We start from the raw sequence: 25,561 nt of genomic DNA, 5'->3' as shown, positions 1-25,561 counted from the left end.
CAACCGGATGACGGGAGCAGAATGATAACCCATCCGCCCCCGCAGATCCCGATGGAAACCCTGCGCAGAAAACGAAAAAACTTCAATAAAATTGAACTATTACCGAAGAGGTGGGGTCTACCTGGTAACACCTCCTCCTGGTTAGTGTTGCAATCCTTCCACCCGCCCATGGCGGGTTTCTTTTTTAGGCAAACATCTGCTCTGCGCCATCGTCACAACATGGCGGCGACAAAAAAGGGGCCGAAGCCCCTTTGATCATCTGCGTCTGTTGTTTGCTCTTTAGAATACGTATTTGACCCGTGCACTCAGGTTGCGGCCCGGTTCGGTCATCATGCTGTTATCGGAGCCCTCGGCACGACCGGCGATGCGCTCGTAGCTGGTGTACTCCTTGTCAAACAGGTTGAAGACCCCAACGTTGAGCTGCAGGTCGGTCATCGGGTTGAACTGGGCGTACATATCTACCACACCCCAACCGGCGCTCTTCACGTAATCGTTGCCTTTGCTGTCTTTACGGACTTTGTCCATGTCGTCAGCAAAGCGCAGCGCGGTGTTGAAGTTCCATTGGGACTGTTCCAGACGCACACCGATCGAGCCATTGAGCGGGCTCAGGCTGTTGATGTAGTTGCCATCCCCATCCTTGCCTTCGATGTAAGCGAGGTTGCCCCAGACATTGACGATGTCGTTGAGCCAGTAATCCGCCTTGGCTTCGACCCCTTTGGTGGTCGCCTTGCTCAGGTTCTGGTACTGGTAGACGGCGGTGCGCCCCTCTTTGCCCACTTCCACCATCTCGATGAAGTCTTCGAACTTGTTGTAGAAGCTGGCTACTTCATAGCTGAAGCCATTGCTGCTGCCACGCACGCCAAGATCGATGCCGTCGCTGCTCTCCGGATTGAGGTTCGGGTTGGGCTCGATGCGATAGCCGTACGCCTGATGGTTCAGGGTAGAGAAGGCACTGTCATACATGGGGGCCTTGAAACCGTGGCTGTACTGGGCGAACAGGTTGGCCGCCTCGTGGGCCTTGAACACCAGACCCAGCTTGGGTGACAACTCCCCTTCGGAGAACTTGTGCAGCTTGTCGCCTGTGTAGGCCGGATCGTTGTCCGGGGTCATCCGGTAGTAGTCATAACGGGCACCCGGGGTCAGCACCCAGCGCTCGCCAAACTTGATCTCGTCAAAGGCCCACAGGGCACTGCGCTCGCTGGTGGTAGCCGGGAAGCTCAGCTCGTTGTAGCCGACAAAATCACCGGGAGTCGTCGGCCCCTTGTAACGGGTACGTTCGTTGTCGGTGTGCTCGTATTCAGCCCCCCAGGCCAGGCGGTGGTTGGCGACCGCCTTGTGGAACTGCAGCTGGGCGCCGATGTTCTTCTGATCGAACACGTTGTGATCCAGCGAGTTTTTGGTCACATAGGGGTTGCCGGGGCTGACCGGATACTTGGATGAGGCGTACTGATCCAGCGTCTGCTTGGTGCGGGCGAAGTAGACCTTGCTATCCATCCGATCGGCCCAGCCTTGATTGAGCGCGATGCCGTGATCCAGCACCACAGAGAGGTTGTCGGTCTGCTTGTCGGTGATGGGCTGATCAAAGACACGGGCAGTACCGGTACCGACCTTGTTGAGCTTGACCGCATCCGGCTCCTCGCCATCGGTCAGGTAGTCAACGGTCAGCTTGAGGAACTGCTCATCGGAGAGGTTCCACTTGCTCTTGAGCAGCAGGGCGTGGGTACCGATATCGAAGTCGTTCTTGGTGGAGTCGAAATTCTGGGTCACACCGCCATCGCGCCAGGTGTAGCGCAGCAGGTTCTCCACTTCACCAGTGCGTAAGGCGCCGGTAAAGCCCGCCATCTTCTGGTGGCTGCTGGAGGCGTAACCGCTGGTCACATCCAGATAACTATCCTTGCCCTTGAGGAAGTCGCTGGCATCCTTGGTGGTGATGGCAATCACGCCACCCAGCGCATCGGAGCCGTAGGCGGCAGACGCCGGCCCCTTGGCCACTTCTACCTGCTTGATCATGTCGGTATCGAAGTAGCTCTGGCCAACACCGCCCTTGCTGTAAGCATCGTTCTGGCGCACACCGTCGCGCACCACCTTGACCCGGTTTTCCCCCATGCCGCGGATGATAAAGGTCTGCGCATCCCCCTGACCGCCGAGCACGGTCACACCGGGTTCGTAGCGGAACAGGTCGGCGACGTTGGTGACGACCTGCTCTTCAATCTGCTTGGCGGTGATCACCGAGATGGGGCCGGAGACATCTTCCAGTTTTTGCTCCATCCGTGAGCCGCTGACGACCACGACTTCATCCGCCTTCTGGGTGGCAGCAAAGACCTGGGAGGAGAGACCGGCCGCCACAGCGAGGGCAACCAGAGAGAGTGCGTTATGATGGGTCACAGCGAATCCTTATTGAGAACTGTTATCAAACAGGCCGCATATTACCCGGCTCTCGACAAAGATCAACAAGAAACGAAATCATTCTCATTTGTTTTGAACCAAATTGGTTTTACACTGTCGCCCTGTGTTGCCCTTATTCTCTATTAGTCCCCCGAGATGCACCGGCATCCGGGCATATCAGCCGTGAGATCCCATGATTAGACGACTTCCCCTGCTCGCCCTGCCGCTGCTGCTGGCAGCCTGTGCCACCCCAACCCAGCCAACCGTGTCATCACAGTTGCAGACGCTCTATGACTACCGGCTAAGTAGCGAGGGAGATGCAGACCTGACGCTGGAGCAGGCAATCGCGCGAATTGCCGACGCCGACATCATTCTGGTGGGCGAGCTGCACAGCCATCCCGCCGTGCATCTGTTGCAATCGAGCCTGCTGAGCGGGCTCTACACCGCAGGTCAGCAGCACGGTCGGCCATTGGTCCTCTCCATGGAGCAGTTCAGCCGCGCCGATCAGAAGACGCTGGATGCCTATCTGGCGAACCAGATTGGTGAAGCGGCCTTGATCCGCGAAGGCAACGCCTGGCCCAACTATCCGAGCGACTATCGCCCGCTGGTGGAGTTTGCCAAAGCGCACCAGATGCCGGTGATCGCCGCCAACGCCCCCAAGCCGCTGGTGAGCTGTGTCGGTCAGGAGGGGGCTGAGTGGCTCGACAAACTGCCCGCCACACGTCGCAGCCAGCTGGCCCGCCAGCTGACGCTGGGGGATGATCCCTATCGCCAGAAATTTATGGCCTCCATGCACCACGGCGATGCCGACAGCAACGCCCGCCGCTTCGCCGCCCAGACCAGTTGGGATGACACCATGGCCGAGAGCATGGTGGATTATCTCGCCAAGCACCCGGGCCAGCAGATCATGCATATCGCCGGCAATTTCCACGTCGAGGGGGGGCTTGGGCTCGCCAGTCGCATCGCCAGCCGCAATCCTGCCCTCAAGGTAGCGCTGGTCGTGCCCCGTACAGATGAGACCTCTGTTGCAGATCCCGCAGCCGATGTGCAGGTAACCATCATGCCGCTGCCTAAGCGCTGGCAAAACAGTGACGAGATGAAGCAAGATATGGGCGCGCTGCATCAATCCCGCAGTCGTGACTGCAGCCAGTGGCTGCAACCCTAATCTTCCAGGAAACGGCGGGTAAAATATGGATGTGTTACTGATCATCGATGTGCAGCAAGGCTTGTTCAACGAGCCCCGTTACCGCCAGGAGCAGGTGCTGGCCAATATCAATCGGGCTGCGGCCCATGTCAGGCAGCAACAGGGACGGGTCATCTATATCCAGCATGACTCGCCCCCCGGTACCGAATTGGAACCAGGCACCCCGGGTTGGCAGTTGCACAGTGCGCTGCAACCGGCCAAGGGAGAGAGCCGGGTGCGCAAAACGGCCTGTGACAGCTTTCTCGACACCGAGCTCGCCTTCCTGCTGGCCGAGCAGCCGGTCGATCGACTGATCCTCTGTGGCTGCGCCACCGATTTTTGCGTCGATACCACGGTGCGCAGTGCCGCCTCCCATGGGTACGAGGTGCTGGTATTGAGCGATGGTCACACCACCGCCGATCGCCCCCACCTGAGCGCGGCCCAGATCACCGAGCACCATCACTGGATGTGGCGCCACCTCAGCCTGCCGGAGGGGCGCAGTGTGACCCTGCTCACCACCGACGAGCTGCTGGCAGTAACACCCGCCCTGCAGCCGTGCTAATCTGCGAGCCTCGCCTCGTTTCTCACTGGAGTCTGTCGTGCGCCTGTTGTCTGCCACCCTGTTGTTGATTGTTCCCCTGCTGTCGGCCTGCTCCAGCTTGCCCGGCCAGAAGTATGACGGGCCGGAACCCCTGTTTCTGACGCACATCAACGAGGAGGGGAGCAAGCGGTTCACCTTTGAAGCCGCACCCAACGACACCTTGCCGCGCGGCCTCTCGGCGGCCCAGAGCCAGCGGTTGCTGGAGCAGCGGGAGGCGTTGCAGGAGAACCTGCTGACCGAGACCCTGGCGACCAAGCAGTATTGCCGCCAGGGCTACATCGTACTGAGCCAGACCTCCTGGAAGGTGCGGGGAGAGTGCAACGAAACGGCAACCGATGCCGATCGTCGCGCCTTTCCCAACAAGGCCAGCTGGCAGGATTGAAAAGACCGGATGAGATAATGCAATAAAAACGGGCAGCCCAGTGGCTGCCCGTTTTGTTATGACGGCTGTCGTGGTCGACAGGGATCGTCAGACCGGCGCATCGGCCGGGCTGGTGAGCTCGGCACCGTTGTCGATGCGCTTGTGCCCTTCCACCAGATGGACGAAATCCACCAGCTCGTCACCGGAGACCGCGAACGCCTGGCCGAAGCCCTTGACGAACAGCCCCTGCTCCGGCTTGAGGCGGAACAGTTTGAAATCCTTGAGGTTGGAGAGACCCTTGATGATCTCGCCAAAACGACCTTCCAGTGCCGCCACCGCCTTGCTCCAGCGGGCGTCGTCACGGGCCACCACTTCAGCCACCGCATCGAAGGTCAGGCGCTTGCGGGCAAACAGCTCGCGGGCACCACTCTCATCCTCGATCAGCATCAGGGATACTCGCGGCACCTGTTGCAGGTTACGGGCGTGGCGAGCGATCTCGGAGATCAGCACATAGTAGCCATCTTCCTGCAGCACGAACGGGGCATAGCTGGCGTTGGGATTGCCTTCACCATCGACGGTGGCGAGCTGCAGGGTACGGCAACTGTCGCGAAACTCGCGGATCTCCGGTTGCAGGCGGTTCTGCAGACGCTCCTGACGTTCACTCATGCTTTGACTTCCTCTTGAGAGTTGTGGCGCAACGCCATGAAACGGGTGACCTGATCGGCCAGCAGCTGGCGTTTCTCGTCGCGACCCAGATAGACCTTGAAAATGCAGCGGCCGGAGTGACCGAAGAACTGGAAGGAGTGCCCCTCCTTGCCCATGAACAGCTTGCTGACCAGCGCAATCCCCGCCACGTTGTCGAGCTTGAGGTGACCATGCAGCTCACCGTCGCGGCCCATCAGGTTGTAGTAGCCGCGTGCGTCCTTGCCTTTCGGGAAGGGAGCTTTTACCTCGAAGATGGAACCTTCTGATTCGACGATGGTGGTCACCGGGCCCCAGTCGGCCAGATCTTCCAGCAGACCTTGTGCGCGATCGGCGGGCAGCAGGGTCACCAGCTCGGCGGGCAGATGGCGAACCACCTCCCATTCGCTGATGGCAAGCTGGGCCGCCAGGGTGGACGGATGAGCGCCGGGATCCTGCTCCAGCAGCGCGTGAATGCGTTGTGCAATGCTCATGTTTTCTCCCTCTGCGGGACCATGTTGTCCCGCTGTTTATCATGGCGGCTACTCTAATAAAGCACCGAAACCAATGCAATTGATAATTGCTATCATTATCAGTGCATTTTTTCCAAAGCCTTGATATTCTCGGCGGCACACCCGTTTCATTCACCCCTTCGGAGGTTAGCATGGGCCGTCGTCTTGCCCTCGCCATCACCCTGCTCTGCAGTTCACTCTCTCCCTTCTCTGCCGTTGCCGCCGACGGACAGAAAGAGCGTATCGTCAGTATCGGCCCGGCCACTACAGAACTCATTCTGGCACTTGGCGGTGAATCGAGCCTGATCGCCACCGATGTCAGCAGTCCCTTGCCAAAAGGGCTGCCCAAGGTGGGTTATCACCGGGCTCTGGCCGCCGAAGGGATCCTGAGCCTCTCCCCCACCCGACTGGTGGGCAGTGACGAGATGGGGCCGGCCCCGACCCTGGATCAGCTGCGCCGTGCCGGGGTCAAGGTGGAGGTGCTGGATACCGCGCCGACTCTCGCCAACCTCAACCAGCGTATCGACACCCTCTCCAGCCTGCTGGGCGACAAAGCCGCTGGCGATCGCCTGAAGGCAGAGATCCAGGCCCAGACCGCTCAGCTGGCGGCGCAAGCCAAACAGAACAAACCGTTCAAGGTCGCCTTCCTGCTGCTGCACAAGGGGCAACCCACCAGCATCGCCGGGGGGGACACCACTGCCAGCGCGCTGATCTCGCTGGCGGGCGGCATCAATCCGGTCGCCGAGTTGCGCAACTACAAGCCGGTATCTGCCGAATCCCTCATCGAGATGCAGCCCGATCTGGTGCTGGTCAGCGGTCGTGACTGGCAGCAATATGCCGATCCGGCCAAGGTGCTGGCAGAAGTGCCCGCCCTGGCGGCTACCCCGGCAGGCAAGCGCAACGCCATTCACGCCATCGACGGCCACGCCCTGCAAGGGGGCCTGAGCCTCAACTCCCTGCAACAGGCGAACCAGATCGCCCAGTGGATCAAGCAGGGGTCATGATGCGGTTACCCCTCTCCTGGCTGCTGGCCTTCACCACGGCCGCACTGGCACTGTTGCTGCTCGGTTCGCTGGCAACCGGCCCCATGACCCTCACCCTGGGCGAGAGTCTGCGGGCGCTGTTTGCCGGGCAGGAGAGCGGGATAGAGTCGCACAAGCTGCTGATCGTGCAGGAAATTCGCCTGCCTCGTACCCTGCTCTGCATCGCAGTGGGGGGGATCCTCGGGCTATGTGGCGCCGTGATGCAGGGACTGTTTCGCAACCCCCTGGCTGACCCCGGCATCATAGGTGTCTCCGGCGGTGCTGCGCTTGGGGCTGCACTCGCCATCGTGCTGCTTGCCCCCCTCGGCCAGCAGCTGCAAGCCACCATCGGGGTTGGTCTGCTGCCGCTGCTCGCCTTTCTCGGCGGCGCGCTCACCACCACCCTGGTCTATCTGCTCGGCACCCGTGAGGGGGGCACCTCGGTCACCGTCATGCTGCTGGCCGGGGTCGCCATCACGGCGCTCTCCGGTGCAGTGATCGGCCTGCTCACCTATCTGGCGGACGATCAGATGCTGCGCAACCTGAGCCTGTGGCAGATGGGAACGCTGGCGGCAGGCAAACCGGCCGATGTGGCGCTGGCCCTGCTCACCCTGGCGGCCCTGCTGTGGCTCTTTATGCGCGATGCCAATCCCCTCAACGCCCTGCTGCTGGGTGAAGGAGAAGCCCGTCATCTTGGGATCAATGTGCAATCCCTCAAACGTCGCCTGATTCTGCTCACCGCAGCGGGCGTCGGGGTGGCGGTGGCGGTATCGGGGATGATCGGCTTCGTCGGGCTGGTGGTGCCCCATCTGGTGCGCCTGCTGGCAGGCCCCAACCATGTCAGGTTGCTGCCGCTCTCGGCCCTGCTTGGCGCCGCCCTGCTGCTGGCAGCCGATATGCTGGCACGCACCCTGCTGGCCCCGGCCGAACTGCCGGTGGGCATCATCACCGCCCTGCTCGGCGCCCCCTTCTTCATCTGGCTGCTGGTAAAAGGCCGCCGCGCCCTGTGATACGGACTGTTATGCAACCACTCTCATCCTCACTCTCCTCCCCCCTGTTAACCTGCACCCGCCTCAGCCTGCGCCGTGGCCAGCGCCAGATCCTGGATGGGCTCGATCTTAGTCTCGAGAGCGGTACCCTCACCGCGCTGCTCGGCCCCAACGGGGCGGGCAAGAGCTCACTGCTCAAGTGCCTGACCGGCGAGCTGGAATATGAGGGTTCCATCACCCTGTTTGGCGCGGATCGCCAGCAGTGGGACAGCAGCCAGCTTGCCCACCGGCTCGGGGTATTGCCGCAAAGCTCCTCCCTCAACTTCCCCTTTCTCTGCGAGGAAGTGGTCGCCATGGGGCGCTTGCCCCACAGTGAACCGGCGGCGCGGCGTGACGAGATAGTAGCGGCGGCCATGACCCATGCCGGGGTCGAGCATCTGGCCAAGCGGCTCTATCCCGGGCTCTCCGGCGGCGAGCGGCAGCGGGTGCAGTTTGCCCGGGTGCTGGCGCAGATCTGGCAGGCCCCCTCCCCGACCGAGCAAGCCGAGCAACCCCGCTTGCTGCTGCTCGACGAACCCACCTCGGCGCTGGATCTGAAATACCAGCATCAGCTGCTCACCATGGCGCGCGCCCTCGCCAGCCGCAATACAGCTGTGCTGGTGGTGCTGCACGACCTCAATCTGGCGGCGCGCTATGCCGATCGGCTGGTGATGCTGGAACGGGGCAAGCTGATGGCCGATGGCACACCTGCCGAGGTGCTCACCCCTGAGCTCATCGCCCGTCTCTATGACTATCCGGCACAGGTGATCCACCACCCCGAGAGCGGCCTGCCGATGGTGGTGTGACAAATTCAGAGTGCGGTAACGGCAGGAAGCGCGCTATTCATCCCGGAAACTGCAGCGTATAAACCGGTTTTTCACACCCCATATCGCCCTGCTAACATTCATCATCGCCAGATATGTGGTGTGAATATCCTCACACTTTGCTCAGGCAAAACCCCCGCAGCATCACCGTCTACTTATAATGACGCCGCCTCACAGAAGGCATAACTCATTGATGCTACGGAATAATTACAATGAATAATATCAACAAGACCCTACTGGCTGCCGCTATTTCCCTCGGGATGCTGGCTGGCTGCAACAGCGACAACGACTCAAAGGCAGCTGATCCCATGGTTCGTTTTGCCACCTTCAACCTCTCTTTTGACCGCACGGCCGCCGGTATGCTGACCGGTGAGCTGGCGCTGACCCGCACCGAGCAGGATGCCCTGCTGGCCCGCCTCGCCGAAGGGAGCCTGAGCGGCGCCACTGAAACCAAAGCCAAGAACGTGCAGCAGATCCGCAACGTGGCGGAGATCATCCAGCGCACCCGCCCGGATGTGTTCCTGCTCAACGAGTTCGACAACGACGGCAAAGGCGAGAGCACCGCCGATCTGAAAGCCTTCAACGACAACTATCTGGCCCACGCCCAGCATGCCGAAGTGACCGCCATCAGCTATCCGGTGATGCAGAACTTCGCCACCAACACCGGCCTGATGAGCGGTTATGACCTCAATCTGGATGGCAAGGTCAACAGCGGCCCCGACGATGCCTGGGGCTTTGGCAACTACCACGGCCAGTACGCCTTTGCGGTGATGTCCAAATACCCCATCGACACCAAGCAGATCCGCACCTTCCAGAACTTCAAGTGGAAGGATATGCCGGGCGAGCAGAACCCCATCATCGATGACTGCAACAATCCCAAGGTCAAGATCCCGGCCAGCCGCCAGTGTGGTGATGCCTGGTATTCAGACGCAGCCTGGCAGCAGTACCCGCTCTCTTCCAAGAACCATGCCGATGTGCCGGTACGCATCAAGACCGAGAAAGGGGAAGAGGTGATCCACTTCCTGATCTCCCACCCGACCCCGCCGATCTTTGCCAACGCGGCGCGTCACACCGTCAAGCACAACCGCGCCGAGATCGCTTTCTGGAATGACTACGTCAAGGGTCTCAACTACATGACCGATGACAAGGGCACCAAGGGTGGACTGGCCAAAAACGCCAAGTTCGTTATCGCGGGTGATCTCAACGCCGATCCGCTCACCGGTGACGGTGACCTGACCGCCATTCAGGATCTGCTAAACAACCCGCTGATGAATCAGGCCATCACCAATGGCACCCTGATCCCGGTAAGCGAAGGGGGCCCGGAGTGTGTCAGCAAGGGGACCGACTGCAAACGCAACCTCAATCGCCCCAACCCGGAACGCATCACCAACTCCAGCGTGCTGCAGCTGGATCACGTCATCCCCTCCGCCAACCTCAACGCGGTCAAGAGCGGCGTCTTCTGGCCTGCCAGCTTCGAGGCCGGTTATCACCTGGTCTATGATGCGAAACTCGGCATCGCCAAGGGAGTCAGTTCGGATCACCGCATGGTGTGGGTCGATCTCAAACTCGACTAACTATGCCATGACCCCGCTGCGGCGGGGTCTTTTATTGGCAATGGGTGGCGAGTTGACCACGGCCCATTAATCCACCGCTTGGCATTGAGTTATCCATCCATAACTCCTCCATGGCCGTTGAATGGGCCTCGCGATCACAGAACCGCCGCGCCAATGGTGGTAGCATGCCTCCTCTTGCCATCCGGCCGCACGGCGGCTCCGGTGGCCCTCCCTCCTCCGCTTTCACTTTTTGAGGACGTATCTGATGGAACTACTTCTGCTTAGCAACGGTAAAGCCAACGAATTTCCGGGTCTGCTCGGCTGGGCCCGCGATCGGGTTCAAAGCCTGCTCGCGCGCAAACAGGTCAAGCGCATCATGCTCATCCCCTACGCGGTGATCCGCAGCGACTGGGATGCCCGCGCCAACGAACTTACCGAGAGCCTCGGGATCGAGACCATCAGCATTCATCACTTCGATGATCCGGTCGAGGCCGTCAATCAGGCCGATGCCATCTTTATCAGTGGCGGCAACACCTGGCGCCTCAACCAGATGTTGCATGAAAACGGCCTGATCGTGCCGATCCAGCGTGCCGTGCGCGAACGGGGCGTCCCCTATGTAGGCTGGAGCGCCGGTTGCAACGTGGCGACCCCGAGCATCCGCACCACCAACGACATGCCGGTCTGCAACGCCGCCGTGCTGCCCGCGCTGGGCCTGTTCCCGCTGCAGATCAACCCGCACTATCTGGATGCCAGCATCAGCGGCCACATGGGTGAAACCCGCGACGAGCGTCTGGCCGAGTTCTGCGCCATCAACCCGAGCGAATATGTGGTGGCTCTGCGCGAAGCGAGCCTGCTGCAGATCAGCGGCGATACCGTTGAGTACTGGAGCGCCCGCGAGCAGGACTTCAAGATCTTCAAACATGGCCAGGAGCCGCAAGCCTTTATGGACGCCGCCCCGCTGGCCGAGCTGACCCCCTTCAAGGTCGTCTGAGCCAAGCAGAGCGCTTCACTACTGGCAGGCGGATAGCTCGCGAAATCGTAAAAACAAAAGAGGGATGGCTCAATGCCATCCCTCTTTTTATCGTCATCTTTCAGCTGGTTGCAGCCTGATTACTCACCCTGCAGGGTCACCAGCACCTTGCGGGCACCGCCATCGACACGATGCTCGCCAAGCCAGATCCCCTGCCAGGTGCCGAGCGCCAACTGACCATCACGAACTGGCAGCAGCAGGCTCACCCCGAGCAGGGAGGATTTGATATGGGCGGGCATGTCATCCGCCCCCTCATAGGTGTGGCGATAGTAGGGGGCATCCTCCGGCGCCAGCCGGTGCAGATGGGCCTCCATATCGCTGCGCACGCTGGGGTCGCAATTCTCGTTGAGGGTGAGCGAGGCGGAGGTGTGTTGCAGTAGCAGGTGGACCATGCCGATCCGGTAATCCGCCAGCATCGGCAGCTTGGCCACCAGCTCGTCGGTCACCAGATGAAAGCCCCGCGAACGGGGCTTCAGAGTCAGCAGGCACTGCTGCCACATCAGACGTACTCCATAAAGACGCGGGAGGTGAGTTTGGTGATGAGCTCGTAGGGGATAGTGCCAATCTCGTCGGCCACCCGCTCCACCGGCAGCCCCTCGCCCCACAGCACCGCCTCGTCGCCGGGCTTGTCGGTCGCGCCTGGGCCCAGATCGACGGTGCTCATATCCATGGAGACACGCCCCACCAGCGGCACGATGCGGCCGTTGATCAGCACGGAAGTGCCATTGGGCGCCATGCGCGGATAGCCGTCACCGTAGCCGATGGCGATCACCCCGAGCCGAGTATCGCGATCCGACACCCAGTTGGCGCCATAACCCACCGGCTCGCCCGCCTTGTGATCCCGCACCGCAATCAGCTGGGTCTTCAAAGTCATCACCGGCTGCAGGTCATAATCGGCCGCTATCGTGTTGGGGAAGGGCGAGACGCCATAGAGGATGACACCGGGGCGAACCCAGTCGCAGTGGGAGTCTGGCCAGGCCAGAATGCCCGCCGAGTTGGCCATGGCACGCTCGCCCGCCAGCGGTGCGGTCAACTTGCTGAACAAATCGATCTGCTCGCGGGTAGTGGGCTGCTCCAGCTCATCGGAGCGGCTGAAGTGGGTCATGATGTTGAACGGCTGCACCACGTTCTTGCACTTGCCGAGTCGTTCGATAAAGGCGGGCATCTCGTCGGCACGCACCCCGAGGCGGTGCATGCCGGTGTCAAGCTTGAGCCAGGCCACCACGGGCGCTGGCAGCTCAACCTGCTCCAGCGCTTCGAGCTGCTCCCAGGTGTGAACCGCCGTCTGCAGATTGTTGGCCGCCAGCACCGGCAGATCGTCGGCGGAGAAGAAGCCCTCCAGCAGCACAATGGGTTTGACCACGGCGCAGGAGCGCAGCATCAGCGCCTCTTCGATACGGGCCACCGCATAGGCATCCGCATCCACCAGGGTGCGGGCGACCGGCAGCAGTCCATGGCCATAGGCGTTGGCCTTGACCACAGCGATGATCTTGCAAGCGGGAGCGTGGCGCTTGACCACGGCGAGGTTGTGGCGCAAGGCCGCAGTATTGATTTGGGCAGTAGCCGCTTTCATGGTTTTCCCTTACGAGGGCACAAATGGTCTCCCCCTCATCGGGCCGAAGACCGCCACTCACTTATCGTCGTCGAAGGCCGGACCGGCATAATTGTCGAACCGGGAAAACAGGCCCTGAGCAGCAGCCAATGACTGGCTATCGATCAGGGCAATCGTGGTAATGGCGAAACCGCCATCACCTTGGGTTTACATCAATAATCGTCGTCAAACGCCGGACCGGCATAGTTGTCGAACCGGGAGAACTGACCCTGGAAGGTGAGGCGCACTCTTCCGATAGGGCCGTTACGCTGCTTGCCGATGATGATCTCGGCAATCCCCTTGTCCGGGCTGTCATCGTGATAAACCTCATCACGATAGATAAACATGATCAAATCCGCATCCTGCTCAATGGAGCCCGATTCACGAAGATCCGAGTTGACCGGGCGCTTGTCGGCCCGCTGTTCCAGACTTCGGTTCAGCTGGGAGAGCGCCACCACAGGGCACTGCAGCTCTTTCGCCAAGGCCTTGAGGGAGCGGGAGATCTCGCCGATCTCCAGGGTCCGGTTGTCAGAGAGCGCCGGCACCCGCATCAGCTGCAGGTAGTCCACCATGATCATGGATAGGCCACCATGCTCGCGTGCCACCCGACGGGCACGGGAGCGCACATCGGTCGGAGTGAGGCCGGAGGCGTCATCGATATACATCTTGCCCTTCTCCAGCAGCAATCCCATGGTGGAGGAGAGGCGTGCCCAATCCTCGTCGTCGAGCTGACCGGTACGCACCTTGGTCTGATCGATGCGACCGACCGAGGCGAGCATACGCATGATGATCTGCTCGGAGGGCATCTCCAGCGAGAAGATAAGCACCGGCTTGTCGGCGGTGAGGGCCGCATGCTCGCACAGGTTCATGGCAAAGGTGGTCTTGCCCATGGAGGGACGGGCCGCCACGATGATCAAGTCCGAGCGCTGCAAACCGGCGGTCATCTTGTCGAGATCGTTGTAACCGCTCGATACCCCGGTCACCCCGTTGTGGGGGGTCTTGAACAGCTCTTCAATCTTGTCGACGGTCTGCTCGAGGATGAGCTTGAGGGGCTGGGGCCCCTCGTTGGCGCTGGTGCGCTGCTCGGCAATCTTGAATACCTTGCTCTCGGCAAGATCCAGCAGATCGCCAGAAGTACGGCCCTGTGGCTCGTAGCCCGCTTCGACGATCTCGTTGGCGACCGAGATCATCTCCCGCACCACAGCTCGCTCGCGCACGATTTCGGCGTAGGCGTTGATGTTGGCGGCACTCGGGGTGTTCTTGGCGATCTCCACCAGATAGGCGAAGCCACCCGCCTCTTCCAGCTGTTCGGAGCGTTCCAGCTCCTCCTGCAGGGTGATGAGGTCGATGGGGTTGCCCGCGTTGGAGAGGCGGGTCATGGCCTGGAAGATCAACCGGTGCGGACGGCTGTAGAAATCCTGATCGATAACCCGTTCGGCAACCCGATCCCAGGCATCGTTATCCAGCATCAGGCCGCCCAGTACGGACTGTTCGGCCTCAAAAGAGTGGGGAGGAACTTTCAGCTGTTGTGTCTTGGCGTCTTTTTTCGCCGTCACTTGCTCTGCCATACACATAAAAACCGCAGCGGGAAGGGGACGGGAATTTTACAAAAGAAAGCCAACTACGGCGAGCCCTATCTGGCGGCTCATACCATCATAAAGGGCCAAACCAGAGTCTGCTCTACCTTGACCATTTTGATTTTGCTTCGCATTTTGCGCTCCTTGCGACTCAATCTTCTGCTTTTCATCCGGTTTACTCCTCTTGTTTGACGCCGCATCGCGGCAACCTCGTTCATGAATAATTCATGCCAGAGGTGATATTGATGAATACAAGCTGCGACACAATTAGGGACAGGCAGCCTGCCATGCGCCTTGCTGAGCTTGCCAAAGCGGAGCATGCCCCACCCACAGACGAGAGTGAAAAGAGTCAAAATGAAAAAGATGCTGACCCTGTTTGCCGTGATCCTGGCCATTGGCCTGGGGGCACCTCACGCCGAAGCCAAAAAATTTGGCGGCGGCAAATCCTTTGGTAAAAGTTACAAAACTGCGCCGGCCCAGCCTGCGGCCAAACCGGTCGACAACAAGAACCCGACACTGAATGCCCAGACTCCACCGAAAAAGAGCGGCATGATGGGTGGCCTGCTGGGCGGCCTGCTGGCTGGCGGCCTGTTTGCCTACCTGCTGGGCAGCGGTGCCTTTGAAGGTCTGCAAGGAATGGACTTCCTGCTGATCGCCCTGCTGGCGCTGGGGGCAGTCTTCCTGATCCGTACCCTGCGCAAGGGCAAAGTCGCGACGCCACAGCCACAACAGGCGGCCTATGCGGGCTATCAGCCACCGCAATCCGCGGCCCCGCAGCAGTTTGAGCAGAGCAACAGCGCACCGCAAGCCACCGGCTTTGCCGACAGCGACGTGCCGTTCCGCCTGCCGCCAGGCTTTGACATGAACAGCTTCCTGGCCGGTGCCCGTGATCACTATCGCACCCTGCAAGAGGCATGGAACAAGAACGATCTGGAAAAAGTGCGCGAATACGTCAGCCCCGAGCTGTTTGAACAGCTCAAAGCCGAGCGCGCCGAACTGACTGGCGACCAGCATACGGAAGTAATGTACGTCGATACCCAGCTGGTACGCGCCGACTACGGCAGCGACTGGGCTCAGGTGAGCGTGCGCTTTAGCGGCCGCTACATGGACCGTCAGGAGCAGGTCGAAGAAGACATCAAAGAGGTGTGGCACCTCGAACGCGATCTGGCCAAGAACAACGCCCCTTGGCATATCGTCGGTATCGAGCAGCTGTAAGGCTTCGCGCCTATCAGTTAGTCACTAGGCAATAGCCAGTCAGTTAAGCCTGACTGGCTATTTTTTTATGGGGCACAACGAGACCAAATAGAGACTGACGCTGGCTCGTTATAGCTGTTGGAACATGAAGTAACTTGGTCATATTGTGCTGATGAAGACACCGATTTGATGACTCGTTTGCAGATGGCGTTTGCGCTCCGCACAAAAGCCCCATCGCGGAACCGAGAGGGAATAATGCTGAGCATTAACCAAAAATAAGCGGCCCTGTTAGCTTGGGAAAAGCCGCGAGCCTATTTGACAGACATAAAAAATCCGAAGCCAGAACAACCGGCTTCGGATTTCATCATCCAAGGAGGAGCAATTAATGAGCATTAATTGCTCGGTATGGCTCCTACGGCAGATTTTTTATCATCGGCATGGCCGTGATCAGTGGTGATGGCCCTTGCCACCACAACCGCCGCCACCGCAGCAGCCGCCGTGACCATGGTCGTCACCGTGGTCATGGCCATGATCGTGACCGTGGCCAGCACCGCCGCAGCAACCACCCTGGCCGTGATCTTCATCGTGGTCGTGACCATGACCGCCACAGCAGCCGCCGTGATCATGGTCATGACCGTGATCGTGACCGCAACCACCGGCACCGTGAACGTGGCCATGGGCCAGCTCTTCGGCAGTGGCGGCACGCACGTCCTTGATCTCGACCTTGAAGCCCAGGGTTACGCCAGCCAGCGGATGGTTGCCATCCACCTTGACGAACTCTTCGGACACTTCAACCACGGTCACAGGACGGTGACCATCGTCGGTTTCAGCCACAAAAGTATCCCCTTCGGAGACTTCCATGCCGTCGAACAGCTCGCCCGGTACTTCTTGTACCAGTGTCTCGTCATATTCGCCGTAGGCCTGGCTCGGTGCCAGAGTCACTTCGAAGGCTTCACCTACCGCGCGACCTTCCAGCTCGGCTTCCAGGCCTGAGACCAGGTAACGGGTGCCGTGCAGATAGACCAGCGGCTCTTTGCCGACAGTGCTGTCGATGACTTCACCGTGCTCATCGGTGACTGTGTATTCCAGCGTAACCACGCTCAGAGGAGCTACTTTCATGTCAGGATCCTGCGGATAGAAAAAAACGGGCTCAGAATACCCTAAAAAGCGGGCCGCGCATATGCCGTGCGGCGCCACTGAGTGACGAAAAAAACGGCAACAGCGTCAGCAAGGAGACCCGCATTCCACCCGCCGTTGCCTTATCAGGGGCGAAACACCCCGATCACCTCTTCCGCCTCGCGAGTCTGCTTGTCGACCTCGGCAGGCGTTTGTACCTGGGTATCGCCACAGGCGACACAAGTCACCTTCTCGACTCCATGCTCCAGATACAGCATCATGTTGTCCAACTTGCCGCACGCCGGGCAGACAGCACCGGCAATGAAGCGTTTTTTACGTCTGGTTTCCATATTTGTTACCTCCAGGCAGCATCATATCAGGGTTTTTACATGCATCACGCCATCGAGTATCACCATTTTTCCTGCCAGGACCTGCACGCCGGCAACCGCAAACGAACTCCGGTCGGGCAGCTGTTGCGGATCACCCGGGGCGCTGCGCTGCTGAGACTGGGCCAAAATGAGCTGTTGCTTCCGGCAGGCAGCAGCTTCTGGCTCTGCGCCGATGCCCTTGCGGCCTTCAGCCCCCTCAGCGGTTGCGATTTCGATCAGCTGAGCGTCTCTTTGCGCGTGGCTCAGCCGCAGCAGGCTGGCTGGCTGCAGGCCACGCCCCTGCTCGATGCCCTGCTCGACTCGCTGGCTCTGTGGCAACGTCCAAAAGAGTGGCAAGGGGCCTACGGTCAGCGACTGCAGGTGATCCTGGATGAGCTGCAACAGTGCGCCATCAGCCAGCAGGGTCACGGTGAGCTGCAAGCCTGCTGGCAAGCGCTGGCCAATGGCCAGCCTGAGTCTCTGCAACAGTGGGCACAACAAGCCGATACGCCGGTGGAAGGGAGTGAATTGCAACAACAGTGGCAACTGCTGCAGGCGCTCAGATTGCTCAAGGGCGGCAGCAAACCCGCGCAGGTGGCCAGCAAGCTGGGTTATGCCGATGAGGCCGCGTTGCAAGCGGCCTGCCAGCAATGGGGCGTTGGCGAGGATGGCGATCAATAACCGGACGCCGATGGAATACGCCAACGAAATTGGCTGAATGAGTCCAGTTTTTTGCCAGATGGTCGTTAACAAGGAAGGGCCATTCCCCCCGTAATCCTTTATGCTAGAGGCCTGAAGTGACTGCCAACGTTTCGACCAACAGGACATCTGCCATGACGAGCAAAGCCAATCAATCACAGGGCATGTTGCTGTTTCACCTTTCAGCCAAACAATCCTTTGCCATCGGTACCCTCAAGGTGAAGGAGATAGTGCCCTACACCCAGCTGACGGCAATGCCGCACTCGCACCCGACCGTGTTGGGGGCTGCCAATATGCGCGGCTCCACCATTCCGGTGATCGACATGGCGATGGCGGTGGGCTATCGCCCCATCAGCAAGGAAGAGATGCCCCACTGCTTCATCATCATTACCGATTGCCGCCGCACTCTGGTGGGTTTTCTGGTACGCGGTATCGACAAGATCACCGAGTGCAACTGGCGCGATATTGAATCGCCACCCGCCTCCCTCGGTCACAATGTGTTCGTAACCGGTGTGACCCGAGTCAATGACCAGCTGATCCAGCTGCTGGATGTGGAGCTGATCCTCTCCCGGGTCTATCCGGATGATCCGAGCCACCTCTATCCGGTGCTGACCGATGTGCAGCGGGAGCGGATAAAGCCGATGCGGATCCTGCTGGTCGATGACTCCTCGGTCGCCCGCCGTCAGCTGATGGCCGCCCTCGACTACATCAATATCCCCTATGAGGTCTGCACCAATGGCAAGGATGCTCTGACCCTGATGCAGACGCGGGCGAGCCAGAAGACCCCAATCGACATTCTGGTGAGCGATATCGAGATGCCGGGGCTTGATGGCTACGAGCTGGCCTTCGAGGTACAGAGCGACAGCAAACTGGCGGGGGCCTACATCATCCTGCACACCTCGCTCTCCAGCGAGATCAGTGTGGAGCGGGCCCATCAGGTGGGAGCCCATGAGGCGCTGACCAAGTTCGAAGCCAATGAGCTGATCCAGGCCATGCTGCGCGGTGCCGAGCATCACGATCACCTGCTGAAATAAGCCAATGACTGGCGGGAGGAACACGCCTCCCGTCCTCCTTATCTTCGACCCAGACCGACTGACCCCATGCTGACCGAGAGCCACTTCCACGCCCCCTGGTGGGCACGCAATCCTCATCTGCAGACCATATTGCCCAAATGGCTGCGCCGCCCCCCTGCCCGTTTTGTGGCGGAGCGGTTTGAACTGCAGGATGGGGACTTTGTCGACCTCGCCTGGAGCGGGGAAGTCAGCCTTGATGAACGGCCGCTGATAGTGGTGTTTCACGGGCTGGAGGGGAGCATTCACTCCCACTATGCCAAGGGATTGTTCGCCCATCTGCAGCAAGAGGGCAGAGAGGCTGTGCTGATGCACTTTCGCGGTTGCAGTGGCGAGCCCAATCGCCACCTGCAGGCCTATCACTCCGGCGCCATCGGTGATGCGCAGGAGCTGATTACCGAGCTGAGCCAGCGCTTCCCGAGCAAACCGCTGATCGCCATCGGCTTTTCACTGGGTGGCAATATGCTGGTCAATCTGCTGGCGCGGGGCTGTCCTGCGGCATTGAAAGCAGCGGTGGTGGTCTCGGCCCCGCTGCAACTGGCAAGCTGTGCCGAGCGGGTCAATCAGGGCTTCTCGAAGGTCTATCAGAACTATCTGCTGCGCACCATGCGCCGCAATTTGCTTAGCAAGATTAGCCAGCAGCAGAAAGCGAGTGAACGCTGGCAACCTCGACAAGTGGAGCAGATTGCCACCCTGCGCGATTTTGACGAGCTGGTCACCGCGCCGCTGCACGGCTTTCACAGCGCCAGCCAATACTACCAGAGCTGCTCGGGACTACCGTTGCTGGCTCAAATCCCCATCCCTACCCTTATCCTGCACGCCGCCGACGATCCCTTTATGTCACACGCGGTCATTCCCCGGCCGGAGCAACTCTCGCCCACGGTGCGCTATGAGTTGAGCCAGCGTGGCGGCCATGTCGGCTTTCTGCACGGCACGCCCTGGCGGCCACGGTTTTGGCTGGATGAACGGATCAGTCGCTGGATTGCCGAACAGAGTCACTCCGCAACACAGAACTGATTGCGTCCCAACGCCTTGGCCCGATAGAGCGCCTGATCGGCCCGCTCCAGCAACTGGCTCGCCCCTTCGCCGGAGACATTGCTGGCAATCCCCTGACTCACCGTCACCCAGGGGGCAACCTCGGACGCCAGATGTTCCAGCCGCAGGCTGGCCAAGCCATCTTGCAGCCGCTGCGCCACGCTGGCCGCCGCCTGACGGTCGGTATTGGGCAGCAGTAGCATAAATTCCTCCCCACCATAGCGGGCAACCAGATCAGATGGCGTGCGTACCGCACGGTTGAGCGCTTGTGCCACCTCCTTGAGACACATATCCCCCACCTGATGGCCATAGTGGTCGTTGAAGCGCTTGAAATAGTCCACATCGATCAGAATGAGCGATAGCGGAGCGCCGCTCTCCTGGCTATGGGCCAATGCGCGATCCAACTCGATATTGAAATGCCGCCGGTTGGCGACACCAGTCAGAGGATCTTGCTTGGCGAGCTGATCAAGTTGGCGCAGCAGCGTCAGATTTTCATGCTCCCGCATGATCGCCAACTCAAACCAGCGGTGCAGCATGCGACGGCCGACCTCCAACACCACCAGACCACAACCCAACCCCAACATGTATAACTGCGGAAAATCTACTCGCAGGTAAAGCTCATTCCATATCCCTAACAGCAATGAGCCGAACACGAATCCGTACAATACCTTCCACGAAGGATAGAAAGCGATCATCGCGGCTAACAGGTTGAGGCGCATGATGCCATTTGAAAAACCGAGCCCGCCTCGCAGCTCGACCTGCCCCAACGTATAAAGATGAACAGCCCACACACAGCCCCAGACAAGGGTGACCAGCGAGGCAGCCCTCAGCCAGGCCCTGTCATTGAGATAATCGCAGAACAACCCGATGACAGGCAGCAGCAACAGCGCCACCATGACAAAGCCCAACTCACTCTGAAAACGCCATGGAAGAGCGCTATCACTGGCCAGACCGGCCTGTCGATAAACCTCGTAGCGTATCGCAAGAAACAGCACCATCAACCATTGCAATAACCAGAACCACACCATACCGCGTGCAATCGCTTGCCGGCGCGCCTGATCAAGGTGGGCAACCAGCGTTGGCGGGGTACTCAGTTGCGCAGCAGACAGCATGCAAGGACTCCAAAGAAAATAAAAAGGTTGCACTGACGGGATTCAACACAACAATAGCCTGACGATCACCTCTTTTGCTGTGAGACCTTTAAATGATCATTCCCTGGCAAGAACTGGACGGCGACACCCTGACCAACCTGATCGAACACTTTGTGTTGCAGGAAGGAACCGAATATGGAGAGCAGGATGTCCCGCTTGGCGTCAAAGTCGATGCAGTGAGAGAACAATTACAGCAAGGCAAAGCTGTCATCGTCTATAGCGAGCTGCACGAATCGGTGAATATAGTGATGAAAGACCGCTTCATCGAGCAGTCTTGACCCAACCGCAATCCGGACCTTATAACGGAATTCCCAAGGAAGAGAGAATCCCATGTCGGCCAAGCACCCCATTATTGCCGTTACCGGTTCGTCCGGAGCCGGCACCTCCACCTCCACCAACGCCTTTCGCTCCATGTTCCATCAACTGGGATATACCGCGGCGGTGGTGGAAGGTGACAGTTTTCACCGCTACACCCGACCGGAAATGGATGTAGCGATCCGCAAGGCGCGCGAACAGGGGCGTCATATCAGCTATTTTGGCCCTGAGGCCAATGACTTCGGGCTGCTGGAGAGCTTTTTTCAGGGCTATGGGCAGGATGGCAATGGCCAGTATCGCCGCTACCTGCACAGCTTTGACGAGGCGGTGCCCTTCAACCAGATGCCCGGCACCTTTACCCCCTGGCAGCATCTGCCCAGCAATACCGATCTGCTGTTTTATGAAGGGCTGCACGGCGGTGTGGTCACCGAGGATCACAATGTGGCGCGCCACGTGGATTTTCTGATAGGCGTAGTGCCCATCGTCAACCTGGAGTGGATCCAGAAGCTGATCCGCGATACCTCGGAGCGAGGGCATTCCCGCGAGGCGGTAACCGACTCCATCGTTCGCTCCATGGATGACTACATCAACTTCATCACCCCGCAGTTCTCGCGCACCCATATCAACTTCCAGCGAGTACCGACGGTGGATACCTCCAACCCCTTCAGCGCCAAGGTGATCCCGAGTCTGGACGAGAGTATGCTGGTGATCCGGTTTCGCGGTATCAAGCAGGTGGATTTCCCCTACCTGCTGTCGATGATCGATGGTTCATTCATGTCGCGGATGAACACCATAGTGGTGCCGGGTGGCAAGATGGGCTTTGCGATGGAGCTGATCCTGCGCCCGCTCATCCAGCAATTGATCGAAACCGGCAAAATAACCTGATTCAAAGGAGTTCACGATGCGGCTTGCTTATCTCTCTGTGGCACTGCTCGCCCTGCTTGGCGGTTGCAGCAGCGGGCCGGCGGCCCCCACGCTGGAGTCCGGCACCATGCTGGTTCGCCCGATGGGCAACTGGACCTATGGTGCAACCCCGCGCTACGCCCTGGCCGAACAGTATCAATTTGCCGGTGAGTTGGCGGAAGGGTGGCTGGAGCCAATGCAGCAGGCGGTAAGCCGGGAGCTCAATGGCAAGGGATGGCAAAGCGCACCGCTCGACGAGGCGGATCTGTGGGTCGCCATCGGCGTCGCGGGCGGCAAGGATATGAGTGACGGCGAGATTTTCGCCCGTCTTGGCATGACGCCCGGGGTATATGCCTCGGCCAACCAGCGCAAAGGGTCGCTGGCCATCGTGCTGCTCGATCGCAAAACCCAGAAAGCGGTCTGGAGCAGCATCATCCAGCTGACCAGCGATGTGAGCATTGCAGACAGCCAGCGTCAGGCACTCAGCCAGCAGCTCGCGGCCGAGCTGCTCAATCGCGTCCCCACCAACTAGCGCTTGTTTAGTGATAACGGATGGATAGAAAAACGGCTTGCTTCCCGGCAAGCCGTTTTTTGTGGTCTCAACCTATTGACCCAATCCGGCCTAGGCCAGACCCGGGCACAAAGCTGCACACCTTCAGCTATCTGTGGTCACTTATTTAAGCGTACAGGTCAGCAGTGTGACCCCTTTCTGGGTGAGAAGAGCTTGTTTCTCCTGATTCCAGAAGGTGGTCAGGCCGTCAGAATATTTGGCGCCAGACTCTGACTCCACACGCGCCAGCTTGTGATAAACCCCGGCATAGGGGAACTGCACCATGTCGGCCTGAGCATCATAGGTAACGGCCAGCATCTCTTCGCCACACTGGTATTGGCTGTATTGATAGTGGGTAGGTTGCGGGCTGCTGCACGCCGCCAGGCCCAAAAGGGGAAGCAGAGCGATCAATTTTTTCATTGCACTTTCCTTATGTAATGGCTTTATGTCATGGCCTTGTGCAGTGGCCTTACGTAACGGCCTTATGCCAGGGTACCAACGAAACTATCGTTATCAAGCTTCAACAATTTGATAACTATGGGTAATTTGTACCGCTTTTTCCAACATCAGGGAAACAGAACAGTATTTTTCCATCGACAGATCGACCGCTCTGGCCACCTGTTTCTCTGCCAATCCCTTGCCTGTCACCACGAAGTGCAGATTAATCTTCTCGAAAACCCGGGGCACGCTATCGACCCGTTCGCCACTGACATCGACATGGCATGCGGTCACCGACTGGCGCGCTTTTTCGAGGATGGAAACCACATCAATGGAGCTGCAGCCACCGAGCGCCAGCAGGATCATCTCCATCGGGCTGGCCCCCTCACCGGGGTTGGCACCATCCAGGATCACCTTGTGACCGGATTCACTCTCACCCACAAACTTCATCCCTTCCACCCAGCTGACCTTGGCTTTCATCTCGCACTCTCTCCTGTTAATCATGATGATGGATCCCTAGCATAACCCAGTCGCTTATCTCTGCCGAACAGGGGGAGTTGGGATGGAAATAGATCAAAATCAACATCTCCGACCTCTATCTTCCCTAGAATGGCCGGAGCGGCGCAGCAGGCATTACTCAAAGGGCTCTGTCAAAAGCCCGCAAAGCCTTGTCAGCACAGGCAAAGGCTCTTATCCTACTGCGACCAATACAAGGAATGGCAAGATTGGCAGCTTGCCCGGACGCACAAGTCCATAAAAAGACACTACAGAGGAATTCTCATGGTCATTGGCAAACCGCAAAGCGATCCCACCCTGGAATGGTTCTTGTCGCACTGCCACATTCATAAGTATCCCGCCAAGAGCACCCTGATCCATGCGGGTGAAAAAGCGGAGACCCTCTACTACATCGTCAAGGGCACTGTGGCCGTCTTGATCAAGGACGATGAGGGCAAAGAGATGATCCTCTCCTATCTGAACCAGGGCGATTTCCTGGGCGAGATGGGGATGTTCGAGGAGAACGAGAATCCCGAGCGCTCCGCCTGGGTTCGCGCCAAAGGCTCTTGCGAAGTGGCAGAGATCTCCTACAAGAAGTTCCGCCAGCTGATCCAGGTCAACCCGGACATTCTGATGCGCCTCTCTGGCCAGATGGCCAAGCGCCTGCAACACACCAGCCAGAAAGTGGGTAACCTCGCCTTCCTGGATGTGACCGGCCGGATCGCCCAGACCCTGCTCAACCTGGCCAAACAGCCGGATGCCATGACCCACCCGGATGGCATGCAGATCAAGATCACCCGTCAGGAGATCGGCCAGATCGTCGGCTGCTCTCGTGAAACCGTGGGCCGCATCCTGAAGATGCTGGAAGAGCAGGAGCTCATCTCTGCTCACGGCAAGACCATTGTGGTATTTGGCACTCGCTGATGACCCGTCCGCAGGCCTGACTGAGGCCTTGGGATAAAAAAGGCTGCTACGGCAGCCTTTTTTGATCCTCTCCCCTATAATCCCGAACGCCCTTCACTGTTCCGGCATTCGCCCAGAGAGTTACTATGCACCTTCAATGTCCCCGCTGCCGCAGTCCGCTCCATCTTCATGAAGCCTCCCAGGGACGCTATTGCGACAACAAGCATCACTTCGATCCGGCACCGGAAGGTTATCTGGATCTCATCCCCGGCAAGAAAAACCCCAAAGACAGCGACAGCCGTGCCCTGATGCGCGCCAAGCACCATTTCCTGGAAGCCGGCCACCAATTGCCGCTGGTTGAGGCCATGGCCGGCCTGCTCGCTCCGCTGGCCCCACAAGAGCTGATCCATCTTGGGTGCGGTGAAGGCTACTACTGCCGCGCGCTGGCAGAGCGCCTGCCCGGCTGGCAGTTTGCCGGGGTTGATATCGCCAAGAACACCATCTTTGCCGCCAAAAAAGCGCAGCCGGACGGCCAGTTTGTCATTGCCGATCCCGCTCGCGCGCCGTTGCAACCGGGCTCTGCTCAGGTGCTGCTGGTCAACGATCTCAAGGTCAAGACTGAACAGCTGGTCAGCTGGCTGGCCCCCGGTGGCTATCTGCTCTATCTGCAGCCGGGTCCCCGTCATCAGTGGCAATTGCGGGTCAGCCTCAATCCGGTGAGCATGGAACACCCTCTCAGCTGGCCAACCCTCGGCGGCCTCAATCCGATGGCTCAACAGCGCTGCCAGTTCAGCCTCACCATGGATCAGGCCATGCGCAGCTTTATTCTGGAGACCAGCCGTCTTGGCTGGCGGGCAACCGGTGAGCAGCGTCACGCTTTCGCTCAACAGGGCCCGAATGAACTGGAACAGGATCTGCTGCTGACCCTGTGGCAAAAGCCCATCTGATCACTGGGGGGGAGCCTTGCAAGGCTCCC

The 25,561-nt window shown here is 59.5% G+C and carries 28 protein-coding genes; 17 read left to right on the top strand and 11 right to left on the bottom strand.

The features are described from left to right. Positions 1–279: 279 nt before the first annotated feature. Positions 280–2,385, bottom strand: a complete 2,106-nt coding sequence (locus BN1139_RS06360) for a TonB-dependent hemoglobin/transferrin/lactoferrin family receptor (RefSeq protein ID WP_005354204.1) — start codon at positions 2,383–2,385, stop codon at positions 280–282. A 193-nt stretch (positions 2,386–2,578) separates the two neighbouring features. On the opposite strand from BN1139_RS06360, the gene BN1139_RS06355 reads away from it, so the two are divergent. Genes BN1139_RS06355 through BN1139_RS06345 form a run of 3 tightly spaced genes read left to right on the top strand, consistent with a single transcriptional unit; the run spans position 2,579 to position 4,551 of the window. Continuing rightward, positions 2,579–3,550 carry a ChaN family lipoprotein gene (locus BN1139_RS06355; RefSeq protein WP_005354205.1) on the top strand — a complete coding sequence of 324 codons (972 nt, stop codon included), beginning with the start codon at positions 2,579–2,581 and terminating at the stop codon, positions 3,548–3,550. A gap of 25 nt (positions 3,551–3,575) precedes the next feature. After that, on the top strand, positions 3,576–4,130 hold the full coding sequence (locus BN1139_RS06350; protein WP_005348211.1) for a cysteine hydrolase family protein: 555 nt from the start codon (positions 3,576–3,578) through the stop codon (positions 4,128–4,130). A 37-nt stretch (positions 4,131–4,167) separates the two neighbouring features. Then, on the top strand, positions 4,168–4,551 hold the full coding sequence (locus BN1139_RS06345) for a hypothetical protein (RefSeq protein WP_005335256.1): 384 nt from the start codon (positions 4,168–4,170) through the stop codon (positions 4,549–4,551). Positions 4,552–4,638: 87 nt separating this feature from the next. On the opposite strand, the gene hutZ is transcribed toward BN1139_RS06345, so the two are convergent. Both hutZ and hutX read right to left on the bottom strand, forming a co-directional pair. Beyond that, on the bottom strand, positions 4,639–5,196 hold the full coding sequence (gene hutZ / locus BN1139_RS06340; RefSeq protein WP_005335257.1) for a heme utilization protein HutZ: 558 nt from the start codon (positions 5,194–5,196) through the stop codon (positions 4,639–4,641). Then, positions 5,193–5,705: a heme utilization cystosolic carrier protein HutX gene (hutX, locus tag BN1139_RS06335; RefSeq protein WP_005362516.1), complete on the bottom strand. Its 513-nt coding sequence runs from the start codon at positions 5,703–5,705 to the stop codon at positions 5,193–5,195. The genes hutZ and hutX overlap by 4 nt, the downstream gene beginning before the upstream one ends. A 170-nt stretch (positions 5,706–5,875) precedes the next feature. Between hutX and BN1139_RS06330 the strand changes: the two genes are divergently transcribed. The 5 genes from BN1139_RS06330 (at position 5,876) to pepE (ending at position 11,141) form a co-directional block, all read left to right on the top strand. Beyond that, positions 5,876–6,727 (top strand): heme/hemin ABC transporter substrate-binding protein, encoded by an 852-nt coding sequence (locus BN1139_RS06330; RefSeq protein ID WP_013723507.1) that lies wholly within the window; start codon positions 5,876–5,878, stop codon positions 6,725–6,727. Further along, the gene (locus BN1139_RS06325; protein WP_013723506.1) at positions 6,724–7,755 is read left to right on the top strand and encodes a FecCD family ABC transporter permease; all 1,032 of its coding nucleotides are present in this window, start codon (positions 6,724–6,726) and stop codon (positions 7,753–7,755) included. The genes BN1139_RS06330 and BN1139_RS06325 overlap by 4 nt, the downstream gene beginning before the upstream one ends. 11 nt (positions 7,756–7,766) lie before the next feature. Next, entirely contained in the window at positions 7,767–8,579 is an 813-nt protein-coding gene (locus tag BN1139_RS06320) for a heme ABC transporter ATP-binding protein (protein WP_013723505.1), read from the top strand. Positions 8,580–8,809: 230 nt separating this feature from the next. Beyond that, positions 8,810–10,171: an endonuclease/exonuclease/phosphatase family protein gene (locus BN1139_RS06315; RefSeq protein WP_013723504.1), complete on the top strand. Its 1,362-nt coding sequence runs from the start codon at positions 8,810–8,812 to the stop codon at positions 10,169–10,171. 244 nt (positions 10,172–10,415) lie between these two features. Continuing rightward, positions 10,416–11,141, top strand: coding sequence for a dipeptidase PepE (gene pepE, locus BN1139_RS06310; protein ID WP_005354211.1), 726 nt, complete (start codon positions 10,416–10,418; stop codon positions 11,139–11,141). A 119-nt stretch (positions 11,142–11,260) separates the two neighbouring features. Here pepE and BN1139_RS06305 read toward each other — a convergent pair whose 3' ends face one another. The 3 genes from BN1139_RS06305 to dnaB form a co-directional block, all read right to left on the bottom strand. After that, positions 11,261–11,680 carry a secondary thiamine-phosphate synthase enzyme YjbQ gene (locus BN1139_RS06305; protein ID WP_005354212.1) on the bottom strand — a complete coding sequence of 140 codons (420 nt, stop codon included), beginning with the start codon at positions 11,678–11,680 and terminating at the stop codon, positions 11,261–11,263. Further along, entirely contained in the window at positions 11,680–12,753 is a 1,074-nt protein-coding gene (alr, locus tag BN1139_RS06300; RefSeq protein WP_005354213.1) for an alanine racemase, read from the bottom strand. Before alr ends, BN1139_RS06305 begins: the two co-directional genes overlap by 1 nt. Positions 12,754–12,944: 191 nt before the next feature. Further along, positions 12,945–14,339 (bottom strand): replicative DNA helicase, encoded by a 1,395-nt coding sequence (gene dnaB / locus BN1139_RS06295; protein WP_026035132.1) that lies wholly within the window; start codon positions 14,337–14,339, stop codon positions 12,945–12,947. Between the two features lie 363 nt (positions 14,340–14,702). Between dnaB and BN1139_RS06285 the strand changes: the two genes are divergently transcribed. Further along, entirely contained in the window at positions 14,703–15,563 is an 861-nt protein-coding gene (locus BN1139_RS06285; protein ID WP_005335275.1) for a Tim44 domain-containing protein, read from the top strand. Positions 15,564–15,989: 426 nt separating this feature from the next. Here BN1139_RS06285 and slyD read toward each other — a convergent pair whose 3' ends face one another. Both slyD and BN1139_RS06275 read right to left on the bottom strand, forming a co-directional pair. Next, a complete protein-coding gene (slyD, locus tag BN1139_RS06280; RefSeq protein ID WP_005348264.1) occupies positions 15,990–16,661 on the bottom strand; it encodes a peptidylprolyl isomerase in 672 nt (223 codons plus the stop codon). A 143-nt stretch (positions 16,662–16,804) separates the two neighbouring features. Beyond that, on the bottom strand, positions 16,805–17,008 hold the full coding sequence (locus BN1139_RS06275) for a YheV family putative zinc ribbon protein (RefSeq protein WP_005335287.1): 204 nt from the start codon (positions 17,006–17,008) through the stop codon (positions 16,805–16,807). Between the two features lie 39 nt (positions 17,009–17,047). Here BN1139_RS06275 and BN1139_RS06270 point away from each other — a divergent pair, with 39 nt between their 5' ends. From BN1139_RS06270 to BN1139_RS06260, 3 genes are all read left to right on the top strand, one after another. Next, positions 17,048–17,707, top strand: coding sequence for a hypothetical protein (locus tag BN1139_RS06270; RefSeq protein ID WP_005354214.1), 660 nt, complete (start codon positions 17,048–17,050; stop codon positions 17,705–17,707). Positions 17,708–17,859: 152 nt separating this feature from the next. Next, positions 17,860–18,759: a chemotaxis protein gene (locus BN1139_RS06265; protein WP_005354229.1), complete on the top strand. Its 900-nt coding sequence runs from the start codon at positions 17,860–17,862 to the stop codon at positions 18,757–18,759. Positions 18,760–18,825: 66 nt separating this feature from the next. Beyond that, positions 18,826–19,812 (top strand): hydrolase, encoded by a 987-nt coding sequence (locus BN1139_RS06260; protein ID WP_005354231.1) that lies wholly within the window; start codon positions 18,826–18,828, stop codon positions 19,810–19,812. Here BN1139_RS06260 and BN1139_RS06255 read toward each other — a convergent pair. After that, the gene (locus BN1139_RS06255) at positions 19,791–20,975 is read right to left on the bottom strand and encodes a GGDEF domain-containing protein (protein ID WP_232297623.1); all 1,185 of its coding nucleotides are present in this window, start codon (positions 20,973–20,975) and stop codon (positions 19,791–19,793) included. The genes BN1139_RS06260 and BN1139_RS06255 overlap by 22 nt on opposite strands. A 59-nt stretch (positions 20,976–21,034) precedes the next feature. Here BN1139_RS06255 and BN1139_RS06250 point away from each other — a divergent pair, with 59 nt between their 5' ends. Genes BN1139_RS06250 through BN1139_RS06240 form a run of 3 tightly spaced genes read left to right on the top strand, consistent with a single transcriptional unit; the run spans position 21,035 to position 22,731 of the window. Continuing rightward, positions 21,035–21,259 carry a YheU family protein gene (locus BN1139_RS06250; RefSeq protein ID WP_005335298.1) on the top strand — a complete coding sequence of 75 codons (225 nt, stop codon included), beginning with the start codon at positions 21,035–21,037 and terminating at the stop codon, positions 21,257–21,259. Positions 21,260–21,311: 52 nt separating this feature from the next. Continuing rightward, positions 21,312–22,181 (top strand): phosphoribulokinase, encoded by an 870-nt coding sequence (locus BN1139_RS06245; RefSeq protein WP_005335299.1) that lies wholly within the window; start codon positions 21,312–21,314, stop codon positions 22,179–22,181. A 16-nt stretch (positions 22,182–22,197) separates the two neighbouring features. Beyond that, on the top strand, positions 22,198–22,731 hold the full coding sequence (locus tag BN1139_RS06240; protein WP_005335300.1) for a DUF4136 domain-containing protein: 534 nt from the start codon (positions 22,198–22,200) through the stop codon (positions 22,729–22,731). 141 nt (positions 22,732–22,872) lie between these two features. On the opposite strand, the gene BN1139_RS06235 is transcribed toward BN1139_RS06240, so the two are convergent. Next, the gene (locus BN1139_RS06235) at positions 22,873–23,169 is read right to left on the bottom strand and encodes an MliC family protein (RefSeq protein WP_005354236.1); all 297 of its coding nucleotides are present in this window, start codon (positions 23,167–23,169) and stop codon (positions 22,873–22,875) included. Between the two features lie 93 nt (positions 23,170–23,262). Further along, the gene (locus BN1139_RS06230; RefSeq protein ID WP_005354238.1) at positions 23,263–23,667 is read right to left on the bottom strand and encodes an OsmC family protein; all 405 of its coding nucleotides are present in this window, start codon (positions 23,665–23,667) and stop codon (positions 23,263–23,265) included. Positions 23,668–23,967: 300 nt separating this feature from the next. On the opposite strand from BN1139_RS06230, the gene crp reads away from it, so the two are divergent. Then, positions 23,968–24,606, top strand: a complete 639-nt coding sequence (gene crp / locus BN1139_RS06225; RefSeq protein ID WP_005335304.1) for a cAMP-activated global transcriptional regulator CRP — start codon at positions 23,968–23,970, stop codon at positions 24,604–24,606. A gap of 125 nt (positions 24,607–24,731) precedes the next feature. Then, positions 24,732–25,532 (top strand): putative RNA methyltransferase, encoded by an 801-nt coding sequence (locus BN1139_RS06220; RefSeq protein ID WP_005354241.1) that lies wholly within the window; start codon positions 24,732–24,734, stop codon positions 25,530–25,532. The last annotated feature ends 29 nt before the right edge of the window (positions 25,533–25,561 follow it).

Origin of the sequence: Aeromonas veronii bv. veronii (assembly GCF_000820225.1) — a bacterium.
GTDB lineage: Bacteria > Pseudomonadota > Gammaproteobacteria > Enterobacterales > Aeromonadaceae > Aeromonas > Aeromonas veronii.
This window is presented reverse-complemented; position numbering and strand designations above follow the sequence as displayed.